Origin of the sequence: uncultured Paraglaciecola sp., assembly GCF_963977085.1 — a bacterium.
Classification (GTDB): Bacteria; Pseudomonadota; Gammaproteobacteria; order Enterobacterales; family Alteromonadaceae; genus Paraglaciecola.
On sequence record NZ_CAXBNC010000007.1, the window covers coordinates 181,313 to 204,088 of the forward strand.

The 22,776-nt window shown below is 38.5% G+C and carries 21 protein-coding genes; 18 read left to right on the forward strand and 3 right to left on the reverse strand.

What is annotated here, in order from left to right:
- Positions 1 to 248: 248 nt before the first annotated feature.
- From AAC000_RS10705 to AAC000_RS10740, 8 genes are all read left to right on the forward strand, one after another.
- On the forward strand, positions 249 to 1,205 hold the full coding sequence (locus AAC000_RS10705) for a MoxR family ATPase (protein WP_339722553.1): 957 nt from the start codon (positions 249 to 251) through the stop codon (positions 1,203 to 1,205).
- A gap of 21 nt (positions 1,206 to 1,226) precedes the next feature.
- A complete protein-coding gene (locus AAC000_RS10710) occupies positions 1,227 to 2,192 on the forward strand; it encodes a DUF58 domain-containing protein (RefSeq protein WP_339722555.1) in 966 nt (321 codons plus the stop codon).
- Entirely contained in the window at positions 2,189 to 2,692 is a 504-nt protein-coding gene (locus tag AAC000_RS10715) for a DUF4381 domain-containing protein (RefSeq protein ID WP_339722557.1), read from the forward strand. The genes AAC000_RS10710 and AAC000_RS10715 overlap by 4 nt, the downstream gene beginning before the upstream one ends.
- Entirely contained in the window at positions 2,685 to 3,683 is a 999-nt protein-coding gene (locus tag AAC000_RS10720; RefSeq protein WP_339722559.1) for a VWA domain-containing protein, read from the forward strand. Before AAC000_RS10715 ends, AAC000_RS10720 begins: the two co-directional genes overlap by 8 nt.
- A complete protein-coding gene (locus tag AAC000_RS10725; RefSeq protein ID WP_339722561.1) occupies positions 3,680 to 5,560 on the forward strand; it encodes a VWA domain-containing protein in 1,881 nt (626 codons plus the stop codon). The genes AAC000_RS10720 and AAC000_RS10725 overlap by 4 nt, the downstream gene beginning before the upstream one ends.
- A gap of 2 nt (positions 5,561 to 5,562) precedes the next feature.
- Positions 5,563 to 7,281, forward strand: coding sequence for a BatD family protein (locus tag AAC000_RS10730; RefSeq protein WP_339722563.1), 1,719 nt, complete (start codon positions 5,563 to 5,565; stop codon positions 7,279 to 7,281).
- Positions 7,282 to 7,419: 138 nt separating this feature from the next.
- Positions 7,420 to 7,977, forward strand: coding sequence for a sigma-70 family RNA polymerase sigma factor (locus tag AAC000_RS10735; RefSeq protein ID WP_339722564.1), 558 nt, complete (start codon positions 7,420 to 7,422; stop codon positions 7,975 to 7,977).
- Positions 7,970 to 8,677: a DUF3379 domain-containing protein gene (locus tag AAC000_RS10740; RefSeq protein ID WP_339722565.1), complete on the forward strand. Its 708-nt coding sequence runs from the start codon at positions 7,970 to 7,972 to the stop codon at positions 8,675 to 8,677. Before AAC000_RS10735 ends, AAC000_RS10740 begins: the two co-directional genes overlap by 8 nt.
- Positions 8,678 to 8,900: 223 nt before the next feature.
- On the opposite strand, the gene AAC000_RS10745 is transcribed toward AAC000_RS10740, so the two are convergent.
- On the reverse strand, positions 8,901 to 9,569 hold the full coding sequence (locus AAC000_RS10745) for a hypothetical protein (RefSeq protein ID WP_339722567.1): 669 nt from the start codon (positions 9,567 to 9,569) through the stop codon (positions 8,901 to 8,903).
- A gap of 827 nt (positions 9,570 to 10,396) precedes the next feature.
- Positions 10,397 to 10,603: a hypothetical protein gene (locus tag AAC000_RS10750; RefSeq protein WP_339722568.1), complete on the reverse strand. Its 207-nt coding sequence runs from the start codon at positions 10,601 to 10,603 to the stop codon at positions 10,397 to 10,399.
- Positions 10,604 to 10,836: 233 nt separating this feature from the next.
- Between AAC000_RS10750 and AAC000_RS10755 the strand changes: the two genes are divergently transcribed.
- From AAC000_RS10755 to AAC000_RS10775, 5 genes are read left to right on the forward strand one after another with little or no spacing between them, the layout of a single operon-like run.
- Positions 10,837 to 11,619, forward strand: a complete 783-nt coding sequence (locus tag AAC000_RS10755; protein ID WP_339722570.1) for a hypothetical protein — start codon at positions 10,837 to 10,839, stop codon at positions 11,617 to 11,619.
- Between the two features lie 9 nt (positions 11,620 to 11,628).
- Complete coding sequence (locus AAC000_RS10760; RefSeq protein WP_339722572.1) at positions 11,629 to 12,003, forward strand: glutaredoxin domain-containing protein; 375 nt, start codon at positions 11,629 to 11,631, stop codon at positions 12,001 to 12,003.
- The gene (locus AAC000_RS10765) at positions 11,972 to 13,210 is read left to right on the forward strand and encodes an HlyD family efflux transporter periplasmic adaptor subunit (protein ID WP_339722574.1); all 1,239 of its coding nucleotides are present in this window, start codon (positions 11,972 to 11,974) and stop codon (positions 13,208 to 13,210) included. Before AAC000_RS10760 ends, AAC000_RS10765 begins: the two co-directional genes overlap by 32 nt.
- Before the next feature lie 40 nt (positions 13,211 to 13,250).
- Positions 13,251 to 13,922 carry an ABC transporter ATP-binding protein gene (locus tag AAC000_RS10770; RefSeq protein ID WP_339722576.1) on the forward strand — a complete coding sequence of 224 codons (672 nt, stop codon included), beginning with the start codon at positions 13,251 to 13,253 and terminating at the stop codon, positions 13,920 to 13,922.
- A gap of 46 nt (positions 13,923 to 13,968) precedes the next feature.
- Complete coding sequence (locus AAC000_RS10775; protein ID WP_339722578.1) at positions 13,969 to 16,338, forward strand: FtsX-like permease family protein; 2,370 nt, start codon at positions 13,969 to 13,971, stop codon at positions 16,336 to 16,338.
- 451 nt (positions 16,339 to 16,789) lie between these two features.
- Here the strand turns inward: AAC000_RS10775 and AAC000_RS10780 are convergent, their stop codons facing one another.
- Positions 16,790 to 17,227: a GNAT family N-acetyltransferase gene (locus tag AAC000_RS10780; protein ID WP_339722580.1), complete on the reverse strand. Its 438-nt coding sequence runs from the start codon at positions 17,225 to 17,227 to the stop codon at positions 16,790 to 16,792.
- A gap of 98 nt (positions 17,228 to 17,325) precedes the next feature.
- Here AAC000_RS10780 and putP point away from each other — a divergent pair, with 98 nt between their 5' ends.
- From putP to cysN, 5 genes are all read left to right on the forward strand, one after another.
- Positions 17,326 to 18,840: a sodium/proline symporter PutP gene (gene putP, locus AAC000_RS10785; protein WP_339722581.1), complete on the forward strand. Its 1,515-nt coding sequence runs from the start codon at positions 17,326 to 17,328 to the stop codon at positions 18,838 to 18,840.
- Positions 18,841 to 19,036: 196 nt separating this feature from the next.
- Entirely contained in the window at positions 19,037 to 19,951 is a 915-nt protein-coding gene (cysD, locus tag AAC000_RS10790; RefSeq protein WP_339722583.1) for a sulfate adenylyltransferase subunit CysD, read from the forward strand.
- Positions 19,951 to 20,547, forward strand: coding sequence for an adenylyl-sulfate kinase (gene cysC / locus AAC000_RS10795; RefSeq protein WP_339722585.1), 597 nt, complete (start codon positions 19,951 to 19,953; stop codon positions 20,545 to 20,547). Before cysD ends, cysC begins: the two co-directional genes overlap by 1 nt.
- Positions 20,547 to 21,335, forward strand: coding sequence for a 3'(2'),5'-bisphosphate nucleotidase CysQ (gene cysQ, locus AAC000_RS10800; protein WP_339722587.1), 789 nt, complete (start codon positions 20,547 to 20,549; stop codon positions 21,333 to 21,335). Before cysC ends, cysQ begins: the two co-directional genes overlap by 1 nt.
- Positions 21,336 to 21,337: 2 nt before the next feature.
- A complete protein-coding gene (gene cysN / locus AAC000_RS10805; protein WP_339722589.1) occupies positions 21,338 to 22,744 on the forward strand; it encodes a sulfate adenylyltransferase subunit CysN in 1,407 nt (468 codons plus the stop codon).
- Positions 22,745 to 22,776 lie beyond the last annotated feature (32 nt).

Sequence of the window (22,776 nt, forward strand, 5' to 3'; positions counted from 1 at the left end):
TATCCCAAGAACACAAAGAGTTAATTAGGTGAAGAGTTGTTTAGTCTAAAACTGCTCAATTTTTCTGCATATAGTGTTTTTTAAAGCTTTGTAACATTGTTTTTCAATAGGGGAACCTTATATCGGTTAGCATAGTCAGTAATCTGGGTTTTAAATCTATTATTTCGCTATAACCCAACTCTTTATGAATTCGACTTGAATTAAAAATTTCTGAATTTCCACAAAATTAGAAGGAAGTAGTTAACACTATGGCAGCCGCACAATTTAAACAGTTACAAGCCTATTTAGACAGCCAAGTGGTGGGTCAACAAAGATTAACGCAAAATATTTTAGTTGCGCTATTAGCGGATGGACACTTATTAGTAGAGGGCCCTCCCGGTTTAGCAAAAACCCGCGCGGTTAACGCCCTAGCAAATGGCTTAGAAGGTGATTTTCATCGCGTTCAGTTTACCCCTGATTTACTACCCGCCGATTTAACCGGAACAGATATTTATCGACCAGAAAACGGAAGTTTTGTATTTCAAAAAGGGCCTTTGTTTCATAATTTGGTATTGGCAGATGAAATCAATCGTGCCCCCGCTAAAGTGCAATCCGCTTTGCTTGAAGCCATGGCTGAACGACAAATAACAGTCGGCAATACTACTTATGCCCTACCCGAGTTATTTTTGGTTATGGCCACTCAAAACCCTATTGAACAAGAAGGCACCTACCCGCTACCAGAAGCTCAACTTGACCGTTTTTTAATGCATTTAGAAATCGATTATCCAGGCGCTGAGACTGAACTCGAGATCTTGCGCTTAACGCGTAATGAAGCAATGCACGCAGAAGTAGTAAATCCGCCAAGTTTAAGCCAGCAAGATATATTTAATGCGCGGCAAGATGTATTAAAAATTCATCTAGATGAAGCCTTAGAGCAATATATAGTGCAATTAATTATTGCGACTCGCCAACCCGAGCGTTACGACGCGGATTTAGCTAACTGGATAGAGTTTGGGGCGAGTCCTCGCGCCACTATCGCTTTAGATAAATGTGCTCGCGCACATGCTTGGTTAATGGGCAGAGATTTTGTGGGTCCTGATAATATTCAAGCTGTATTTCATAACGTGTTACGCCATAGATTATTACTCAGTTATGAAGCAGAGGCAGAAGGTGTCAACAGTAATCAGGTACTGGACAAAATTATACAGCTTGTGGCTGTTCCTTAAACACAAGGTTAAGGAAGCAGTATGCAAGACATTGCAAAGTGGTTATCTAAATACTCTAGTGACGGTGTGAACCTAGGTATTAAAGAACTTATTCATTACCAAGGTAAAACCGCATTATTAAATCTGTCGCCACGTAAAACGGTACAAGCCAAACTCGCTGGTGCCTATTTGGCTAAAACCAAAGGTCGTGGCATGGAGTTTGACGAGGCCCGTCATTATCAAGCGGGTGACGATATCCGTGCCATTGATTGGCGGGTAACTGCTCGCACCGGTAAAACTCATACTAAGTTGTATCGAGAAGAAAAAGAACGCCCCGTATTTGTACTCACTGACTTATCTTCGAGTATGCAGTTTGGCACACAGTTTTTATTTAAGTCAGTGCAAGCCGCGCATCTAAGTGCTCTCATTGCATGGTCGGCAAGAAAGCGTGGTGATCGTATCGGTGGCTTGGTATTTAATCAGTATCAGCATATCGAATGTAAACCATTTACCCGTCAAAAAGCGGTGTTGTCGCTATTAAATAGTATGATAAAAGTGCAACAAGGAGCGCAACTAGAGGCACAACCAAGCAATCAAGAACCAATCACTTTAGCAAATGCATGTGCCAGATTGCGTAGGCTGGCCCACCCCGGTAGTTTAGTTTTTATAATCAGCGATTTTAGTCAGTTAGACGAACTGGCTAAGCAACATATCGCCCAATTAAGTAAACATTGTGAGGTGATTGCTTACCCTATCAGCGATCCTTTTGAACACAGGTTGCCACAAGTCAAAATGAGTCAAAGAGTGACTTTGAGTGATGGCCACAACAGACAACAAATAGTGTTAGGCGAAAAAGACACAGAAATGCAGTACAGCAATCAACATCAGGCGCAATTTGATAAAATTGAAAACACCCTAAAACAATGTAAAGCACAGGTTATCCAAATTGACGCAGGTCATCCCCTAGAATTGCAGTTAGATCGATTTTCTGGGAGTAAATATAAATGAATCCACTACAAGATTTAAAAGACATTCACACTCCAGCAGCTATTGAAAACTGGCCACCCGCTTATGGATGGTGGTTACTGGGGATAATCATTGTAGTTGTTCTAGGCCTGTTAATCTTTTGGCTAGTCAAAGCTCGCAAAGAATCACTGGCGAAACGCCAAGCACTAAAGTCGCTACATCAAATAGATGCTTCAAACCCACACAGTGTGTCGCAGCTCAACCAATTGTTAAAGCGCGTTGCCATGACCTACTTCCCAAGCCAAAACGTGCAACAAATGCATGGCTCACAATGGACAAACTTTTTAATTAATACACTTCCTAACAAAAAGGCTAAAGTTTTTTCTGACTCCTTTGAGGCGATGCAACAAACATTATATCAAGCACAGAATTCAGGAAATACTGACTATCCAAGGTACTGCGAGTCAGTTGAAACATGGATTAAGCATGCCCTGCCCCCACGCAAACATGTCCTTCCCCCATTGGAGCAAAACAATGCTTGAGTTTGAATGGTTGTGGGTACTGTTTCTTTTACCTTTGCCTGTTTTGGCATGGCTATTGCCCAGTAAAAAACAAGGTCAAGAGGCGGCGCTACGTGTGCCGAGTCTAACAACAGGCATCGAAGCAAAAAGCCAACGTAAAGGCACTAAAAAACTGAGTTTGTTTTTAGCCACCTTGGCATGGATTGCTCTAATAGTGGCAACGGCGAGACCCCAGTGGTTAGGTGAGCCTGTTAGTATACCTGCCGAAGGGCGAGACTTAATGATAGCCGTAGATTTATCCGGCAGTATGAAAATTGACGACATGCAGGTTAATGGTCGCCAAGTAGACAGACTTAAAATGATTAAATTTGTTTTAAGTGATTTTATCAAACGCAGAGTTGGCGACAGATTAGGACTTATTTTGTTTGCCGATACCGCCTATTTGCAAGCGCCCCTGACTTACGATAGAGAAACGGTAGAGCAACTACTCAACGAATCCTTAATAGGTTTAGTGGGTGAACAAACGGCTATAGGCGACGCAATTGGACTGGCGATCAAGCGCTTTGAAGCCCGTAAAGAGTCAAATAAAGTATTGGTTCTGCTGACCGACGGTCAAAATACCGCGGGGAATATCACACCAGAACAAGCAAATGAATTAGCCGTGAACAATGGCGTAACCATATACACTATAGGTGTAGGTGCTGACAAAATGTTGGTTCAGAGCTTTTTTGGAAGTAGGCAAGTTAACCCCTCACAAGACTTAGATGAAGGCATGTTAACTGATATAGCCACATCAACTGGTGGTCAATATTTTAGAGCCAGAGATGCTGAATCACTCAAACAAATTTATGCCACCTTAGACGAACTAGAACCTATAGCCAGAGAAAGTAAACAAATGCGGCCTTTACAAGCCTTATATTATTACCCCTTAGGTTTAGCGTTATTGATAACCATGTTAATGGGAATAATGCCACTGATTAAGCAGTTTTGGTTAAAGGAGGCGACAAAATGATTGAGTCTTTTTCGGTTTTAAACGAATTTCATTTTATTCGCCCCCATTGGTTGTGGCTAATTATCCCCCTTTTAATAATGGTTGGGTTAATCCGTTATGTACACAAACAACAATCTGGCTGGCAGTCGGTACTTGCCAGTCACCTATATCAGCACCTGATCACTACACAAGGCATCAAAAAAGTCCGCCCTCCACTATTTTTATTAGGATTTTGCTGGGTTTTGGCGACAGTTTCACTAGCAGGCCCTACTTGGGAAAGATTGCCACAACCGGTTTACCAATTAAATGCGGGTAAAGTGGTACTCATGGATATGTCACTTTCTATGCGCGCCACAGATGTTAAACCTGACAGACTCACTCGCGCAAAATACAAAGCCATTGATTTAGTGAATGCCATTACCGAGGGAGAAACAGGATTAGTTGCCTATGCGGGTGATGCATTTACGATCAGTCCTTTAAGTTCAGATGCACAAAACCTTACTACTCTCATTCCCAGCCTAACCCCAGAAATAATGCCTATTGCCGGTAGTGATCCTGCCTTGGGTTTGCAAGCAGCCATCGAGTTACTCAGCAATGCTGGATATCAACAAGGTGAAATATTTTGGATCACCGACGGTATTAACAATCAACAGATGAAAGAAGTCAGCGAAATATTTAATACCTCAATGTTTCGCCTATCGGTACTTGGTGTAGGCACAGAAGAAGGCGCCCCCATTCAACTAATTGATGGCGAGTTGTTAAAAGACAGTCGTGGAGCGATTGTGGTACCCAAACTGACAGTCAATAACTTAAAGTCACTGAGTCGCAGTAGCGGCGGGCGATATGCGTCTATGCAATCTGACGATAGTGATATCAATTATTTGATTGAACAAAATCTAATTGAACAAACACCCACTAAGGATGAAGACGATAACAAGGAAAGCTTTGGGGATAAATGGCAAGAAATGGGACCTTATTTATTGCTACTCATCATTCCCTTTGCTGCCTACAGTTTTAGACGCGGTATTGTGACAGTGCTGTTTATTGGTGTTTTATTACCCACTTATTCCCCCCAAGCGCGAGCCGATTGGTGGCAGGATATGTGGAAAACACCTGACCAGCAAGCCATGCAAGCCTATAATAAAAATGAATATGAACAAGCAGCGAACACCTTTGACGATCCATTATGGCAAGGTACTGCTCATTATAAAAATGGCGATTATCAAGCGGCTTTAGAGTCCTTTTCGCAACTATCACCTAACGATAAACACTATACTGACGCCACTTACAATGCTGCCAATTCGTTAGCACAACTGGGCGAAGTAGACCAAGCTATTGCAGCCTATGAAAAAGTACTAGAACAACAGCCGGATCATGAAGATGCCTTAGCAAATAAAACCTTGCTTGAAAGACTTAAGAACCAGCAAGAGCAGCAGAACGACCAATCTGGCGAACAGTCACAAGATAAACAAGACCAAGATAGCGAAAACCAAGAGCAGCAAGAGGGTCAAAATGACGATCAGCAGCAAGAAGGTGAGCAATCTCAAGATCCCCAGCAAAGTGAAAACTCAGAACAGAGTGACTCACAAGCAGAAGACTCTGAACAACAAAGCCAAGCTGAAAAAGATCAACAAGAACAAAAAGAAGCAGAACAACAGCAAGCCGAAGCAGAGGCCGAAGCAGAGAAACAGAAATCAGAGCAAGAACAACAAGCTCAAGCTTTACAGCAAGGGCAAGAAGAACTGACCGACGAACAAAAAGAACAAATGCAACGTATGCAAAATCTGCTAAATCGAGTACCTGACGATCCGGCGTTTTTGTTAAAACGTAAAATGCAAATTGAGTCACAACGGCGAAAAAGAGAAAGATTGCCAACACATATACAGGGGAATTGGTAAGAGTGAGTAAGTCAAAAATGCCTAAAATTATAGTCTGCATAGTTGTGTTTATGGTTTCGACTATGCTGCGAGCTCAATCAATTGAAGTCAGCGCTTCTGTTGATAAAAATCCAGTGATGGTAGATGAGTCCTTTATTCTATCAGTAGTAGCTAATGGCGAGGTTGATAGAGACGCCTTTGATTCTTCATTCTTGATGAAGGACTTTGTGGTGGGTCGCACATCAGTCAGTTCGCAAACAAAAATGATTAACTTCGATACTACCAGAAGCACCACTTGGTCAACTGTGCTTATCCCTAAAAATAAAGGGCGTTTTACTATTCCAGCTTTTAACATTGAAGGCTCTCAAACCAAACCGATTGAAGTGTTAGTGATCCCTGTCACAGCCAATGCTTCAGAAAACGGACGGGATCTATTTATAACAACTGACGTAGATGTAGAGCAAGCCTACTTGGCGCAACAAATTCGCTACACTGTTAAATTACATTTAGGAAAAGATCTACAAAGAGGCAGTTTGTCTAGCCCTACCTTGGAAAATGCTGACATCAGGCAAATAGGTAAAGACAAAGAATATAACGAAGTAGTTGATGGTCGCCGTTATCGCATTATCGAGCGTTCTTTTGCAATCATTGCCCAACAAAGTGGCACCTACACTATTGAAGGTCCTTTGTTTGAAGGAGAAGTGATTGACAATTCACGGCAAAGTTTTGGTTTCTTTAACCGCAGCAAGGCAGTCAATAGAGTAGGACCGAGTCAGAGTATTACCGTTTTACCTATACCGAGTAATTACGACCAACATTGGTTACCCAGTGCCTTTGTGCAACTAGACGATGAATGGCAAGGCAATACCCGCGAGTTTATCGCTGGAGAGCCCATCACCCGAACTATTACGTTAACGGCAATAGGTGTAGTCGAAGAGCAACTTCCAAAAATTACCAGTGCTTACCCCTACTCTGTGAAAACCTATCCAGATCAGGCGGAAACAACCACTGTTGAAAAAGATGATACGTTGATCGCACAACGTAAAGAAAGCATTGCCATTATCCCAAGCCAAGCAGGTGAACTCATTATCCCAGAGGTAAGGATCCCTTGGTTCAATACCATCACAAAAAAAACCGAATATGCAGTATTAGCCGAGAAAACATTACAAATATTGCCGGCTACCACTCAACCAACCACTGCTATTCCAATTAGCCCTAGTATTCAAACAGCACCTCAAATAACGCCACAAGCCCCTGTACAGTCTGCTCTAACGAATCAAACTAACGATGTACCTCAATATTGGATTTGGCTAACTGCTAGTGTATTACTGTTATGGATAATGACTTTAGCAATGTGGTGGAGACACGTTTCGATAATAAAATCCTCCTCTAAACAGCCAAACAATTCTGTGGTTAGGCACACCCAAAGTGAACAGATACTGTGGAAAAATCTTGAGAAAGCGTTAAATCAAAACGCCTCACTTGATACTCAAAAGTATCTTCCTCTGTGGTTAGGCAGCTATATTAATGATAAAAATGCGACATTAGAACAGAGCCTAAAAGTCATTAACGACACACATCTGTCTGACGCCGTCAACTCATTGCTAGCCTCACGCTATGCAAAAAATCGAAGTGAATGGCAAAGTAAAGAATTACAGCAAATATTGCGTAAAATGCGTAAAAAAGGCAGTATTGAACAACAAACGAAACGTAATTTGTCACCACTGTATCCTGCGACTTAACAAATAAGTAGCATACATAGACAAGTGTTGTTTTATATTTCTCGAAGCTGTGAGGCAAAAATCGGATTCTTTAGCTTTGCGGTATTAAGCCCGCGGTTAGGTATTAACTCACTAGCCAAAACAATGTTGGAATTTTAAATGTTTTCGCGAAAGCAAACTAGCCAAGCCTCGGTCTCTAGTGACATGCTAAATAAACAAAAACGATATGAAGTGTTAGTGCTAGCGCTTCATACTGACATATTCCGTTATGCATGTTGGCTTGTGAAAAACAAAACAGTTGCAGAGGACATAGTGCAGGAGACTTTTCTTCGCGCCTGGAAATCTTTAGATTCGCTCAAAGATGAAAAAGCCGCGAAGTCATGGTTAATTACGATATTACGAAGAGAAAACGCAAGACGATTTGAGCGCAAACAATTTGATTTAGTTGACATAGACGACGTGTCGATAATTGATGACCAATTGTCTAATGAAGTTGAAATTGAACACAGAGAACTTCGCGCAGTCATGGGATCGTTAAGTGAAGAGTACAGAGAACCACTCATGTTACAAATAGTATTTGGCTATAGCGGTGATGAAATTGCACAGCAGCTTAATTTAAACAAAAATACCGTAATGACGCGATTATTCAGAGCGCGTAATCAGGTTAAAGAAGCCTTAGACAAGGCCAATGACAATAGGGGGCGTGAAAATGGATGAGTTAGAGTTTCGTCGTACCTTATATGCGGATCCTAATTGTACCGATGAGAAAATATTAGCCGCAATTGCCGACGATCCTAAAAAGCAGGAGTTCCACAAAGAACTTAAGCAACTCGATAAAAATATGCAGCTAGCGAGCCAGGTAAAAGTTCCTGACGATTTAGTGCACAAACTGATTTTGCGACAAACGATGCAAACTCATAGAGCGAGTAAGGTACGTAACCGTATTCAGCTCGCCATGGCAGCATCAGTTGCGTTTGTGGTGGGCGTGAGTTTTACCATGTGGCAACAACATAATCTCTTGAATATAGCCGACCAAGCAATAGCCCATGTCTATCAAGAAGGCAATTATGCGCTAGAGGCTCAAAACAATGTCTCGCTGCAACAAGTGAATGCCAAGTTGGCGCAGTTTGGTGGTGAGTTCACCGAAGAATTAGGTCAAGTTTACTACGCCAGCATTTGTGAATTCGAAAATGTCAGAAGCCTACATTTGGTGATGCAAGGAGAAAACGGCAAAGTATCGGTATTCGTGATCCCTCACGATGATACCCACGATGCCAAAAGCGAAGCCTACGATCGTGGTTACCAAAGCCAAGCTGTGGATGCCCAACGCGCGAGTATTGTAGTGGTAGGCGAAGAAGGTGCAAATATTCAAGGTGTGAAAGAGCAACTTAAACGCAAAATCCATTTCTCAGCTTAAATTTTTCAATAAAACATTCGTTATTTAAAATGTTAAGAATGCTCCCTTTCTGGGAGCATTCTTTTGAGCGAAAGGGTTAGAGGTGACAGGCTGTTCTGAGCCTAATAGCGGTCAGTCGAGCGTTAAACCTGATGGATATGTTTGCTAAAGTTTCAAATCCACAGTGCCATAGTAATATTTTGAATTTTCGATTAGTTGGAAACGAATATCTGATCTTCAACTATCATGGATGAAATTTGAAATCTATATTTCGAAAAGTTCCATCAGGGTAGTTAACAAGAGTGCTAAATCCTTCTCCTTTTGTGCTTGGCCAGTCCAAAAACAAATGGTTCATCGCCTTTGGATCTGAGAGTACGTAAGAACTATAACACCCTACAGAGTTACATCTTACTTCTGCGCTACCACTTTTTATACTCTCCCTATACTTTTCAAAAAGTTTGGAAATTTCAGATTCCAACTCTAAATCTTGCGCACGTACTTCCGCATTATTAAACATGTTCACTATTTTAATTTTGTCTTTTGGACTAGTGTTTTTTACTGATTCTATTACCTCATCATCTAGATAAAGTGAAAACTCATATTCAAAGAACGCTTCTGAGTATTCTTCATCTTCATTGTGGCTAACATTTGCAGTTTGGGCCTGTAGATCATCTTTATTTACAATGGCAGGATTGTAACTTGGGGCAGTATTATTAATAGCAAAGTTAGGGACTGTATTAGGTTTTTGGTTATTTTTAGTGTCTGAAAGATATGATTCTTTAGAATTTGTTAATTCAAAACTAAGTTCTTTTTCTGGTGCGAGAGATAGTTTTTTCACTTGTTGATATTGATATAAATTAAGAGCAACTGAGCCAATCAAAAGCAAACCAAAAAATTTAGTCAATATTTGCATTTTCCACCACCATTAATTCCTTTAAATCGTATCCTACTTATCTCTAAGACATAAGCAATGCAAAAATCAATTCTGGCGATCCGTTGCTCGCTCATACTGACTTTAGAAACCCGATTCACGACCGCTTGCCTTGTGCAGAGCAGTAACAAGGGAATTGAATCAGGCTGCTGTGAGCCTATAAGCGGACAGTCAAGTTATTCTTTAATTTATGACAGCAAGTGCGACACAGCTGACGTAAGCGATGTTAATTTTCAACGTTACAAAAAAAACAGTTTGGCAGGGAAATTATTATTTAAATTGACTACGCCCCCTATTATACCATTATATTTAGCACTTCAAATTATTCGGGGAAAAACCATCTACAACAGCAATTTGTTCGATTACATTGAAGTATTTTACATTCATACTGCATTTCATAATTGCCACCCTGTCATGTTCCTACGAGTGAATATGGAAATACATATTCACAGTTAAACAATGAGTCTTCAAATCTGGAGAGGTAGGTTTATCGATTGGATCTTTCTATAAACACAAATATCTGTGAGTAATCTTCATAGCAAACAAAAGTAATACCTACCAAAAACACAACCAAAGTGAATATTAGTTCATGCGAAAAAATATATACGAAAGTTGTTGAAAAATTTTACCTTGTACATTAACGTATGTGGCAAGGAAGCAATACTTAAATGGAAATTCTCTACAACTCAATTCTCTAATAAATCCACAAAGTCAAATAATATAATCAATGGCACTTTAAAGCTTGACTAAAATATTGGGGAACATCCTTAAGATTAAACCTGCGCAAAAAAACCTTAAGTTATTGAATATTATGAATATTTAGTTATTTTGTATTTTGTTGGGTGGTAATTTAATTGCGCATCTAAATCTGGTGCGTTTAAAGAAGGATACCAAAAAATGAAAAAAGCGATTTTGTTAGCAGCTATGCTTGGTTTCGCCAGCGCAGCGATTGCTGCACCTAAAACCTGCACAGGCTGCGAAAAAGTTGGGAAAATTTGGATTTGTAATTCTTGCAAATAAACAGAACTAATTTAAGGGATTTTAAAAAATGAAAAAAATTATATTACTTGCAGTCATGCTCGGTTTTACAGGTGCAGCACTAGCTGCTGATAAGAACGAAGTTAAAACATGTACTGGATGCTACAAAGTCCAAGGTGGCTGGATTTGTGAGGACTGTAGTTAGTACGTCAATCAAATTATCAACCGATAGGAAATAATTTTTATCGGTTGTTTTATAAATGGAGGGTTTGTGAAATATATTTTTTCCTTGGTTTTAATAATTGCAATATTTTTTGGTTATTGGCTTTACATCACTTCAATTGAAAGCGACGAAATTTCTGATCCAAAGGCGTCAAGTCAAATTTTAAAATCTGTTCAAAAAAATGGTGACCGCCCCAATGTCATTCAGTTCCAAAACACAAAGGAAGAGATGGAGCCTAGTCGGTTTATCGAGGAAAACTCTAATCAAGAAATTCCAGTTGAAGATAGTTTAGATCAAAAAGAGCGAAAACCAGATAAAGAGAATGTTTCAAGTCAAATGACTGATGCTGAAGTGATAGATATTAGTTCTGACCTGTATAGAGAACTGTTAGAAGATTATCAAATCGAAAAATTTCTAGCAAAAAAAGTAGGTGACAAGGAATTCGTAATAGCTAGGGAGCATCCCCACGGTAAAATTGTATTTACAAAACACAATGAAGATCTAGCTAAATTTGCAAATGAAGACCCTGAGGGATATTTCCAATTTGTCCGACAAAAAATTAGCGAATTAGCAGAAAATGAAGAGAGTGATCCAGAAAATAAATACGAATTTTTGGAATCTCTTTACAACTTATCAGCGGCTCTAAACATTGACATCATATCAACTTATTGTAATGAAAGTAGATGTTACTTCGAGGCTTTGTATTTATCTCTTGAAGAAGCAGATCGTTTACTTTGGAAATTAGAAGAAGATAGCAATTCTTATATAGTAATAACTGCTGTTTTCTCAAACATAGATAAATCATTTGTATCTACAGCTTATTTTAATTGAGGTAACAAAATGTTTGAAAAGATAAAACAAATTACTGTGTTTATTATTATAGGTGTATCCACATTTGTATTGATAAACATTTTTAGTTTTCAAAAAGACCAAGACGAAGTGTTAATTTATGAGGATAACGCAGAGTATTTTGTCAAAGCAAATGATTCAAAACTGCTAATTTTTACAATTGAAAAATGCCCAGCATGCTCAATGTTAAAAGAACATTTAGATTCTGAAGGTATCAAATATCTTAATTTAGATATATCAAATGAAGAAAAATATGAAGCCGTATATAACAAACTGGGATACTCAACTGTTCCTGTAATTAAACACAAAGAATGGACTCTTTTAGGATTTCATCATGAAATTCTCCAAGAAATTCTCTATCTATAAATATATGCAAATACCTTCTGATAGAAAAGTTTCAAACTCCACGAAGTTAATATCTGGAATGACACTCTTTAGTCTATTTTTAATCGGCTTTGGGGTATGGAGTCACTTTAAAAAACCGGCAGTTGAAACCGATAAAGTACATTTAACCGTTCAGAAAAGAACATTTGAAAATAAGATCTCTGCTTGGGGGATTTTGCAGCCTGAATCCGAACAAAGCATTGTAAGTCAGGTGTCAGGGACGATAAAAGAAGTAAAACATAGGGCTGGGGACATAGTTAATAAAGACGACATTATTATACTACTAGATAATCCTTCTTTGGTCAGAAAGTATGAGTATTCGAAATTAAATTATGAAAGCGCTAAAGCTTTGAGTGAAATGGAATTTATACAGTTTGAAGTCAAAAGAAAGGAATTGGAAGGAAATATAAATATTTTTTATATTGAGTGGTTAACCAAAACAGCAGAGGTTGAGGCTCACAGAGAGTTGGCTAAACAAGGGATTACATCACAGCTTTTATTAAGAAAAGAAGAAATGTTGTTAGAAAATGCCAAATTAATTCATTTACAGGCTGTTGAAAAGCTTGAACTAAACAACAAGTTTGAAAATTTATCAAAAAAGAATATTAGGCTAAAGGAATATTTGGCTGAAAATGAAATGTTGTTAGCAAAACAAAATGTCGATTCTTTGATAATTCGGGCGCAAGCATCGGGGGTATTACAAGGAGTAAACGACGAGATTAAATTGGGTGAATATATTTCTGAAGGTGCTTTTGTTGGAGTGATTGCTTCTTCAGATAAACTTTACGCAAAACTTAAAATTGGGGCTAGCTTTGTGAATTCTATTTTCATCGGCCAAGAGGTCAAACTCAATATTAAAGGTAATAGTATTGTAGGTAACATAAAGCGTATAGAACCAAATATACAAGACAATCAAGCTCAAATAGAAGTTTATTTTACAACTGATTTGCCGACGAATGCTAGATCATCATTAGACGTTACAGGTGAAGTAATTGTAGAGCGTATTTTGGAAGCTTTAGTTTTAGAACTTCCAAACAGACTAAATGAAACTGAATTAATTGGAAATGTAAAAGTTAAAAAACTTGATAGTAAAGGATATATAGACAAAAAAATTGAATTCGGTTCATATGCCCCACCACTAATTCACATAATTAGTGGTGTTGATATCGGTGACCAAGTCATTTTTTAGAAATAGGGAAAACACGTATGATTTTAAGTGAAATATTATTATGAATAATCTAATCAAATTAGATAACGTTTACAAATCATTTGGTAAAAAAAATTGTTTAACTAACGCCCTTAGAGGCGCTAGCCTCGATGTTTATTCAGGTGAATTTGTCACTATTGAGGGGCAATCTGGTAGTGGTAAATCTACATTACTATCAATCATAGGTTTATTAGATAAGCATGATGCAGGGAAATATAATCTATTAGATACTGACATTGAGCAATTGAGTAAATATCAGCTCAGTCGTTTGAGAAATAATAATATTGGTTGGATTTTTCAAAACTTCAACTTGGTAAATGAATTCTCAGTTTTGGAGAACGTCTTATTACCCACGAAATATAACACTACTAAACAAACAAACAATTCCAAAGAATTCGCTCAAGAATTAATTCAATCTGTTGGGATGATTGATAAATTAGATTCATTTCCGAACGAATTATCTGGAGGTCAACAACAACGTGTTGCAATAGCCAGAGCTTTGATTAATAAACCAGATTTAATACTTGCTGATGAGCCGACAGGAAATTTAGATAGTGAAAATGCGAAATTAATCTTCCAATTATTAACGAAGCTTCATGAAGTAGGCAATACGATAATTATGGTTACTCATTCAAAATATTTAGCTCAACAAGGTGAAAAAAAATTGACAATGCAGGATGGTGAATTTGTTTAACGCACTAAGCGATTATTAATTATCTAGGTAGATGGAATAGAAATTTGTGAACAAAATTAGTAATACAATAATAAATAATTCAATTTTCATTTTTGCTTTTGGCATATCAATCTCACTTTTGGTTGTCATTTTGTCTTTGGGAAATATTGCGTTTAAGGAAAACCCTGATTGGATTAAACCAGACATTAGATTTGCAACATTGGGAAGACAATCACAAAATAATAATATTATCCATACTAGTATCAACGAAATAGCGGAGATTTCAGAAAAACTAGCTATTAAGAATTATTACCATGTTAGTTTTGAATCTAGCGATCTTGAAATATCTGATAACTTATTCAAAGACATAAAAATTGCTTTATACAGTGACAACTTTTTAAAGCACTTGCTCGACGAATTAGAAGTTGTACCTAATGCAAATATCTCAAATGATGCTGTATTTTTAAGCCATAGGTATTGGGTTCAAGAATTAAATTCTAGTACAGGTGTTATCGGCCAAAAAATTTCAATAGGGCCTAATGGTCTCACCCTTAGTGTTTCTGGAATTCTGCCAGAAATAATAGATTTTCTAGGCGATGAAGCTCCTGATTTATGGATTGCAAGTCACCATGGTGGCGAAATATTAAATGTATCTATGAGTGGCGATGGGGAATTTGATTCTGCGGATCCTGCTGTTGTTGCGTTCCGGCGATCGTTATTTAGAAATATTCCTTCTGCGATGGGTCTATTTGCTCTAGATAAAAATCAGAATATTTCGAATTTAAATGAAGACTTGAGAAGCTTTATGGCGTCTACCGGAGACGTCAATGTAATGTCATCTACTCAAGGTTTAAAGCATATGATTGTTAAAGGGGTTACTTTTAATTACAACGCCAAAGAGCTAATGAAAAAGGAATGGTTGATATTAGCGCTGTTAGGGTTATTTTTTATTTTCAGTAATATTGTTAACTTTTTGTCGAAGTCGTTCTCTAATTCAATAAAGGAAATTGAACTAATAAAACTGAAAACTGCATTAGGTGCCTCAAAATCTCATCTTGCTAGAGAAATTTTAATCAGAGACTTGCCTATTATTATATCTTCAATGTTTATAAGCATTTTTATTTTATATTTGTTAGGAAAATACTTTAAAAAAGCAGAAGTGTTGGCGGGGTTAACTTCGAACGGTCTCATAGAACCGCATTTAAATGTTATTTTATTTAGTTCGGTAATAATCACACTCTTTGTTTATTTGTGCTCTATGCTTCCAACTATTTACGTAAGTAATATGAACTTATTTAGTCGTTCTAGTGGTGGGAGCAAAGTTTTAGGCACACTCACAAAGGTAAATGCTGGAATCCAGATAGGTTTTTCACTGACCTTGGTTTGTTTTTCTCTTAATCTTTATCAAAAAGAAATTTTGATGTTTGAAAACCTGCCTTTTAAAACAAAATCAATGGTGATAGAGCTGAGTACTAACAATAGGAGTGAGGTTAGCCCATACAACATTCTTAGAGCAAGTTTCAATGGTGGGAGTTTTAATTATGCAGCTTCAAATTTAGATTTAACCTTCCCTCAAGGTTTAAGGATGGAGGTAAATACTCCTTTGGACAAAGGACTGGCAGGAGTTTTTGCAACAATCATTCCTGTAAACAAATTTTATTTCCGCTCTTTGGGAATCAATATAATTGAAGACATTGGCCTAGATAACAAAGGTGTAATTATAAACTTAGCTGCTATTAATTCTTTGGCCGCTTCTGGTGAATATTTGCTAGGTCAGTCGTTAAACTTTAAATCAGGAGAAACTAATAATTCCAAACTTGTACTTGGCGTAGTCGAAAATTTTCCTCACTTTGGATTAAGTAATCCTGAGGAACCCATAATATACGAATTAGTAGATAACTTTTCAGCTTTTTCCTCTATACGGCTAATTGTATCGGAAAAGAATACAGAAGACTTTCTAAATTTTGCAAGGAAGGTCGTTGACAAAGAGGACGGCCTGCTAAACTTGAGAGTGAATGGAAGTGTTGAAAAAATTCTTAAAGAAAGCAATAAAGAACTTCAAAATTTAATCAATTTAGCAATTCTATTGAGCACTATTTTGTGTTTATTTGTATTGCTAAGTGTATATTACTCGTCATTTATAGACTTCGAACTGAAAAAACAAAAACTAGGTCTTTTTCTTGCTTTGGGGGCAACTAATAAAGCAGTTATATTGTATTGCAGTAAAAACATTTTTCACCTTTTTACTATCGCTATTCCATTTTGGTTTCTATCAAGCTTAGTCATATACTCTTGGGTAGTAAGTAAGTTTAAGATTGATTTACTAAATTTAAATATATTAATTTTATCTTTTTGTATTGTTTCACTAATTATAGCGTTGGCTTCATTTTTGCCTCTTTTTCAAATATTCAAAAAATCAATAATTAAATTGCTGTAACTATTTAACAGCATTTGTGAGCTGGACGCTATTTGACAAACTGACGCCCTAATAAGATCCAACAACAGGCTAAACTGTGTGAAAACTATTGATCACATTTTGGTCTAAGCTCTATGTTTTTATGATCAAAAAATCTTAATGTGGCAGCCTATTGAATCACCACCTTTAGTGAAATTATATGGTCAGCTAAATCATAGAGAAAACGTGATGGCACATCATATTTTAGGCCAGTCCCCCAGTTCTAAATATCCTAAATTTGCGTCATAATCGCAGAGAAATCAATTTGTGTCTCGGCGGTGAGTTTTCACACAGCCTGAGGTAATTTTTGACTTTAAACAAGATTACTCAACGGCGGAAAAGTGCCTAAATTTCCATTTTTGAACGTCCGCTTTCTTGGGCAAAGCAGTCGTTCGACTACAACAACTTCAATAGCTCAGACCAGTCCATCAGATTAAGCTTGATAAACCATCCCTATATGCATGATCCCGCCATCATCATACTTCTCCCCAAACTCAACAAACCCTAAACGCTGATAAAACTCACTTGCATCAATCTGTGAAGACAAAGTAATTTTCGCTTCAGGATATGCCCCCTTAATATCCTTTAATATGGCGACAATCAAAGATTTACCTAATCCCAGTCCCCTCGCCTGCGCAGCCAACACTACTCGCTCTATTTTCACTTCATCACTCTGTAAGACTTTTCGATATCGGGCATAGGCTATTAGATGGTCTGGGGGATCACTCTCTAAGAAATGAATGGCCTGTTGATCATAATCATCAAGGTCAGAATAAATACTAGCTTGCTCCACTATAAATACTTGCTGACGCAGTTTCAGTAAGGCGTAAAGTTCATCTTTAGTTAATTGATCAAAGGTTTTTGTATACATATTGGCATCTGACTAGCGAATTGAACGTTGAGTTGATAGCATACGACAACAGCTAAAATCTTCATATCTTTTCGTCACTTACTTCTAAGGTAGCTTTCATGGACCCCTTTACTTTTATCTCCCTCGGCCTGTACTTTTTGGTTATGCTTGGCATTGGCTTGTATTCTTTCAAACAATCCAGCACCGACGTTGAAGGTTATATGTTAGGTGGCAGAAGCTTAAGCCCTAAGGTCACAGCCCTTTCTGCCGGCGCATCTGACATGAGCGGCTGGATGTTAATGGGCTTACCTGGTGCCATGTATGTTTCAGGGCTTTCCAGTGCTTGGATTGCTGTTGGTTTGGCTATTGGGGCTTATCTTAACTATTTATGGGTTGCACCTCGCCTACGGGTTTATACCGAATTGGCAAAAAATGCCCTGACTATTCCTGATTATTTCGCGAATCGTTTTAATGATACCAGCCATAGCTTAAGGCTTATTTCTTCTATTGTAATTGTGATATTTTTCACCCTGTATACCTCTTCTGGTGTCGTAGCAGGTGGTAAATTATTTGAATCATCATTTGGTTTAAGTTATGAAATGGGCTTGTATGTCACTGCCGGTGTGGTTGTGGCTTATACCTTATTAGGCGGCTTTATGGCGGTCAGTATTACTGACTTTGTACAAGGCTGCATTATGTTTGTATCTTTGATATTAGTGCCTGTTGTAGTGTTGTTTGACCTGGGAGGATTTAGTGGTGCAGCGACACAACTAGGCACTTATGACGCTGATTTTTTAGATTTCTTTATTAACGCTTCCAACGGGCAAACTATGACAGCTATAGGGATCATATCCTTATTGTCCTGGGGCTTAGGTTATTTTGGTCAACCTCATATTATTGTGCGTTTTATGGCGATCCGTTCAGTCAAAGACATTAAAACGGCACGCCGAATTGGTATTAGTTGGATGCTCATTTCTATTACTGGCGCCCTTGCAACAGGTCTACTGGGCCTTGCTTATGTGACCAAAACCCAAGGCAATATGCAAGATCCAGAAACCATCTTTATTTACTTGTCTCAGATACTTTTCCATCCGTTAATTAGTGGTTTTTTATTAGGTGCTATATTAGCGGCCATTATGAGTACAATTTCTTCTCAACTATTAGTGACCTCAAGTTCTTTAACTGGTGATTTTTATCAAGCTTTTTTACGTAAAGATGCCAGTCAGCAAGAACTGGTTACCATAGGAAGAATATCTGTCGCATTAGTGGCATTAGTAGCAATTTATTTAGCTTACGATCGCAACAGCACAATTCTTGATTTGGTGAGTAATGCTTGGGCTGGCTTTGGTGCCGCTTTTGGTCCTTTAGTACTCATTAGCCTAGTTTGGAAACAAATGACCAGATTGTCAGCCATTCTTGGCATGTTGTCTGGGGCAATTACCGTATTGATTTGGATTTATGCGCCTATCACCATTAACGGCCAATTGTTGAGTGCGTGGATCTATGAAATTGTGCCAGGCTTTTTAGTCTCTAGCTTGACTATTATTATTGTCAGTTTGATAGGTAAGCAAGATGACAAACTAGTAGCGGATACATTCGACAAAGTTCAACATTCACTTAAACAACTCGATTAATGAATATGATACTAATCAGCGTAAAGAATGGGACACTTAGAAATGACTATTTTTTATGCTGATTGTTATTGTTTTTATCTTCAGGTCATTTAAGACTGTGATAGCACAAATAAGAATACAGTTTACTGTCGATTTTTGTTATTGTTCTAGGTATAGAACTTTTTAATATAAACAAACAACTTTGCGTGAGAAAGCCATGTCTAACTCGATCCCTACTGTATCCCATTTAAAGCAACTTGAAGCTGAAAGCATTCATATTTTTCGCGAAGTGGCAGCTGAATTCGACAACCCAGTGATGTTATATTCTGTGGGTAAGGATTCATCCGTGTTATTGCATTTAGCGCGTAAAGCCTTTGCGCCAGGAAAAATTCCTTTTCCATTACTACATGTAGACACCACATGGAAATTTCACGAAATGATCTCATTTCGTGACGAAATGGCCAAAAAACACGATTTGAACCTACTAGTACACATTAATCCAGAAGGATTAAAAATGAATGTAGGTCCTTTCAGTCATGGTAGCTCTAAACATACTGACATAATGAAAACCCAAGGTTTAAAACAGGCTCTCGATCATTATAAATTCGATGCAGCTTTTGGCGGCGCAAGACGCGACGAAGAAAAGTCTCGAGCCAAAGAGCGGGTATATTCTTTCCGTGATGAAAATCACAGATGGGATCCTAAAAACCAACGTCCAGAACTATGGAACGTGTACAACGCACAAATCAACAAGGGCGAAAGCATTCGCGTATTTCCCATGTCCAACTGGACTGAGCTAGATATCTGGCAATATATCTATATGGAAGGCATCGAAATCCCCTCTTTGTATTTAGCGAAACCTCGCCCTGTGGTTAAACGCGATGGTGTGTACTTTATGGTCGACGATGACCGTATGCCGTTGGAAGAAGGTGAAAAACCTGAAATGCGCTCAGTACGCTTTAGAACCTTAGGATGTTATCCCCTAACAGGTGCAGTTGAGTCAACGGCAGCTACTTTGCCAGAAGTCATTCAAGAAATGTTATTGACCAAAACGTCAGAGCGTCAAGGCAGAGTGATTGATCATGATTCATCAGGCTCAATGGAGAAGAAAAAAATGGAAGGATATTTCTAATGGCAACGAACATAGTATGGCATCAGCATGATGTTGATAAAGCTCGCAGAGCTGAAGCAAAAAAGCAGAAACCTTGCGTGTTGTGGTTAACGGGTTTAAGTGGTTCAGGTAAGTCCACTATTGCAAATTTGTTGGAAAAAAAATTAGCTGAACACGGCAAACATACTTATTTATTGGATGGCGATAACGTGCGTCACGGCTTGTGTGGTGATTTGACCTTTAGTGACAAAGACCGAGTCGAAAACATCAGGCGTATTGGTGAAGTCTCTAAACTCTTTGTTGATGCCGGCCTTATCGTGCTCACCGCTTTTATCTCGCCTTTTAAAACCGAAAGAGATTATTGTCGCAACTTATTAGCCGAGGGCGAATTTGTTGAAATATTTATTGATACTCCTATAGAAGAATGCGAAAAACGTGATCCTAAAGGTTTGTACCAAAAAGCCAGACAAGGGGATATTAAGGACTTTACTGGTATAGATTCGCCTTACGAGGCACCAGAAAACGCAGAAATTACTTTGGCTTATTCTGGACAAACTGCGGAACAGTCTGCCGAACAACTTTTTGACCTATTAAAACAAAAAGGGATCGTGGCTTAATGTTAACCGAAGCACTTATTCAAAGTATCATCGATATCAGTCACCAAGCAGGTGATAAAATCATGGCAATCTATCAGAAAGATTTTGCTATTTATGAAAAGTCAGATGCAAGCCCTCTAACCGAAGCAGATTTAGCAGCCCATAAATGTATTGTGGATGGCCTAAGCAAAGTATCAGATTTGCCTATTTTATCTGAAGAGTCAGCCGATATTTCATGGCAAGAACGCAACACTTGGGACACCTATTGGTTAGTTGACCCACTTGACGGCACCAAAGAATTCATCAAGAAAAACGGTGAATTTACAGTGAATATTGCACTAATTAAAGACGGTGTGCCGGTGTTTGGTGTGGTCTATGCGCCGGTTTTAACCCAAACCTATGTGGGCGTTTTAGGAAAAGGCGCGTTTAAGGTAACCGCCGGTGTCAAAGCCGATATCTCTCCCAAAGGTTGGACTAAAGGTGAAACCTGGAAAATTGTAGGTAGCCGGTCCCACCAAAGTCCAGAGATACAAGCCTTACTGGATTCCTTAGAAGGCGAAACTGAATTAGTCGCCATGGGCAGTTCACTTAAGTTATGCCTAGTGGCTGAAGGTGCTGCACATCTTTACCCTCGCTTAGGCCCCACTTGTGAGTGGGATACTGGCGCTGCCCAGGCTGTTGTAGAAGCAGCTGGCGGCAAGGTAACAATAATTGAAGATGCAACAGATGCCCTAAAAGCTGATGCTGCACCTCTTAGATACAATCAAAAAGAATCCGTCTTAAATCCTTATTTTTTGGTGAGTTGCTAATTATGAATAGCGAAAATACATTATTACAGTCCGATATCTTGGGCTACCTAGATCAACATGAAAAGAAAGACATGTTGCGATTTTTGACATGTGGCAGCGTAGATGACGGTAAAAGTACCTTAATAGGTCGTTTGTTACACGACTCTAAAATGATTTTTGAAGATCAACTGGCGGCTATCACCAAAGACAGTAAAAAAGTCGGTACCACAGGTGATAAAGTCGATTTAGCCTTACTAGTAGACGGTTTACAGTCAGAGCGTGAGCAAGGCATCACAATTGATGTAGCTTATCGTTATTACTCTACAGACAAACGTAAATTTATCATCGCAGATACTCCTGGGCACGAGCAGTACACCCGCAACATGGTGACAGGTGCATCAAACTGTGACGTGGCCATCATACTTATTGATGCTCGCGCCGGAGTTAAAACACAAACTCGCCGTCATTCTTTTTTAGTGTCTTTGTTGGGCATCAAACACGTAGTGGTGGCTGTCAATAAAATGGACTTAAAAGACTATAGTGAAACAGTGTACGAAGAAATCAAAGCAGACTATTTAGAGTTTTCTAAACAATTAGAAATTCCTGATATTCAATTTATCCCCTTGTCAGCGCTAGATGGCGACAATGTAGTCAACCCTAGTGAAAACACGCCTTGGTATAAAGGTGAAACCTTGATGACTATGTTAGAAAACGTAGAAATCAATGACGATATTAATGCTGATGATTTCCGTTTCCCAGTACAATACGTGACTCGCCCCAATCTTAACTTCCGTGGTTTTGCTGGTACAGTGGTATCTGGACAGATTAAACCTGGCGATAAAATCACTGCCCTCCCCTCTGGAAAGCAGTCTAAAGTGAAAGCCCTGGTTAATTTTGAAGGTGAACAAGAGATTGCTTATGCACCTCTTACCACTACCATCACATTAGAAGATGAAATTGATATTTCTCGTGGCGACATGATAGTTAAAAGTGACAACTTGCCACTACATAGCAATGCTTACAGAACTAATTTAGTGTGGATGGACGAAGAGCCGATGATGCCTAATAAGCAATACGGTTTTAAGTTTGCCACTAAATTTGTACCTGGCAGTATCACAAACGTGGAATATCAAATTGATGTCAACTCCTTAGAACATAAAGATACGGTACGCTTGGCGTTGAATGAAATTGCCGTAGGTAAAATTAAACTAACCCAACCTGTTGCTTGTGACCCTTACACTAAAAACCGTGCGACTGGTGCATTTATTATCATTGATAGAGTCACTAATGGTACTGTGGGTGCTGGCATGATCATAGACGTAGCCGAAGATACTAGTGCAGGTCAATTTTCTGAATTTGAATTAGAATTTAATGACTTGGTCAGAAGACATTTCCCACATTGGAATGCCACTGATATTAGTAAATTGTAAATCCCAGTTAAGCTGAAAAAAGAATAAGACAA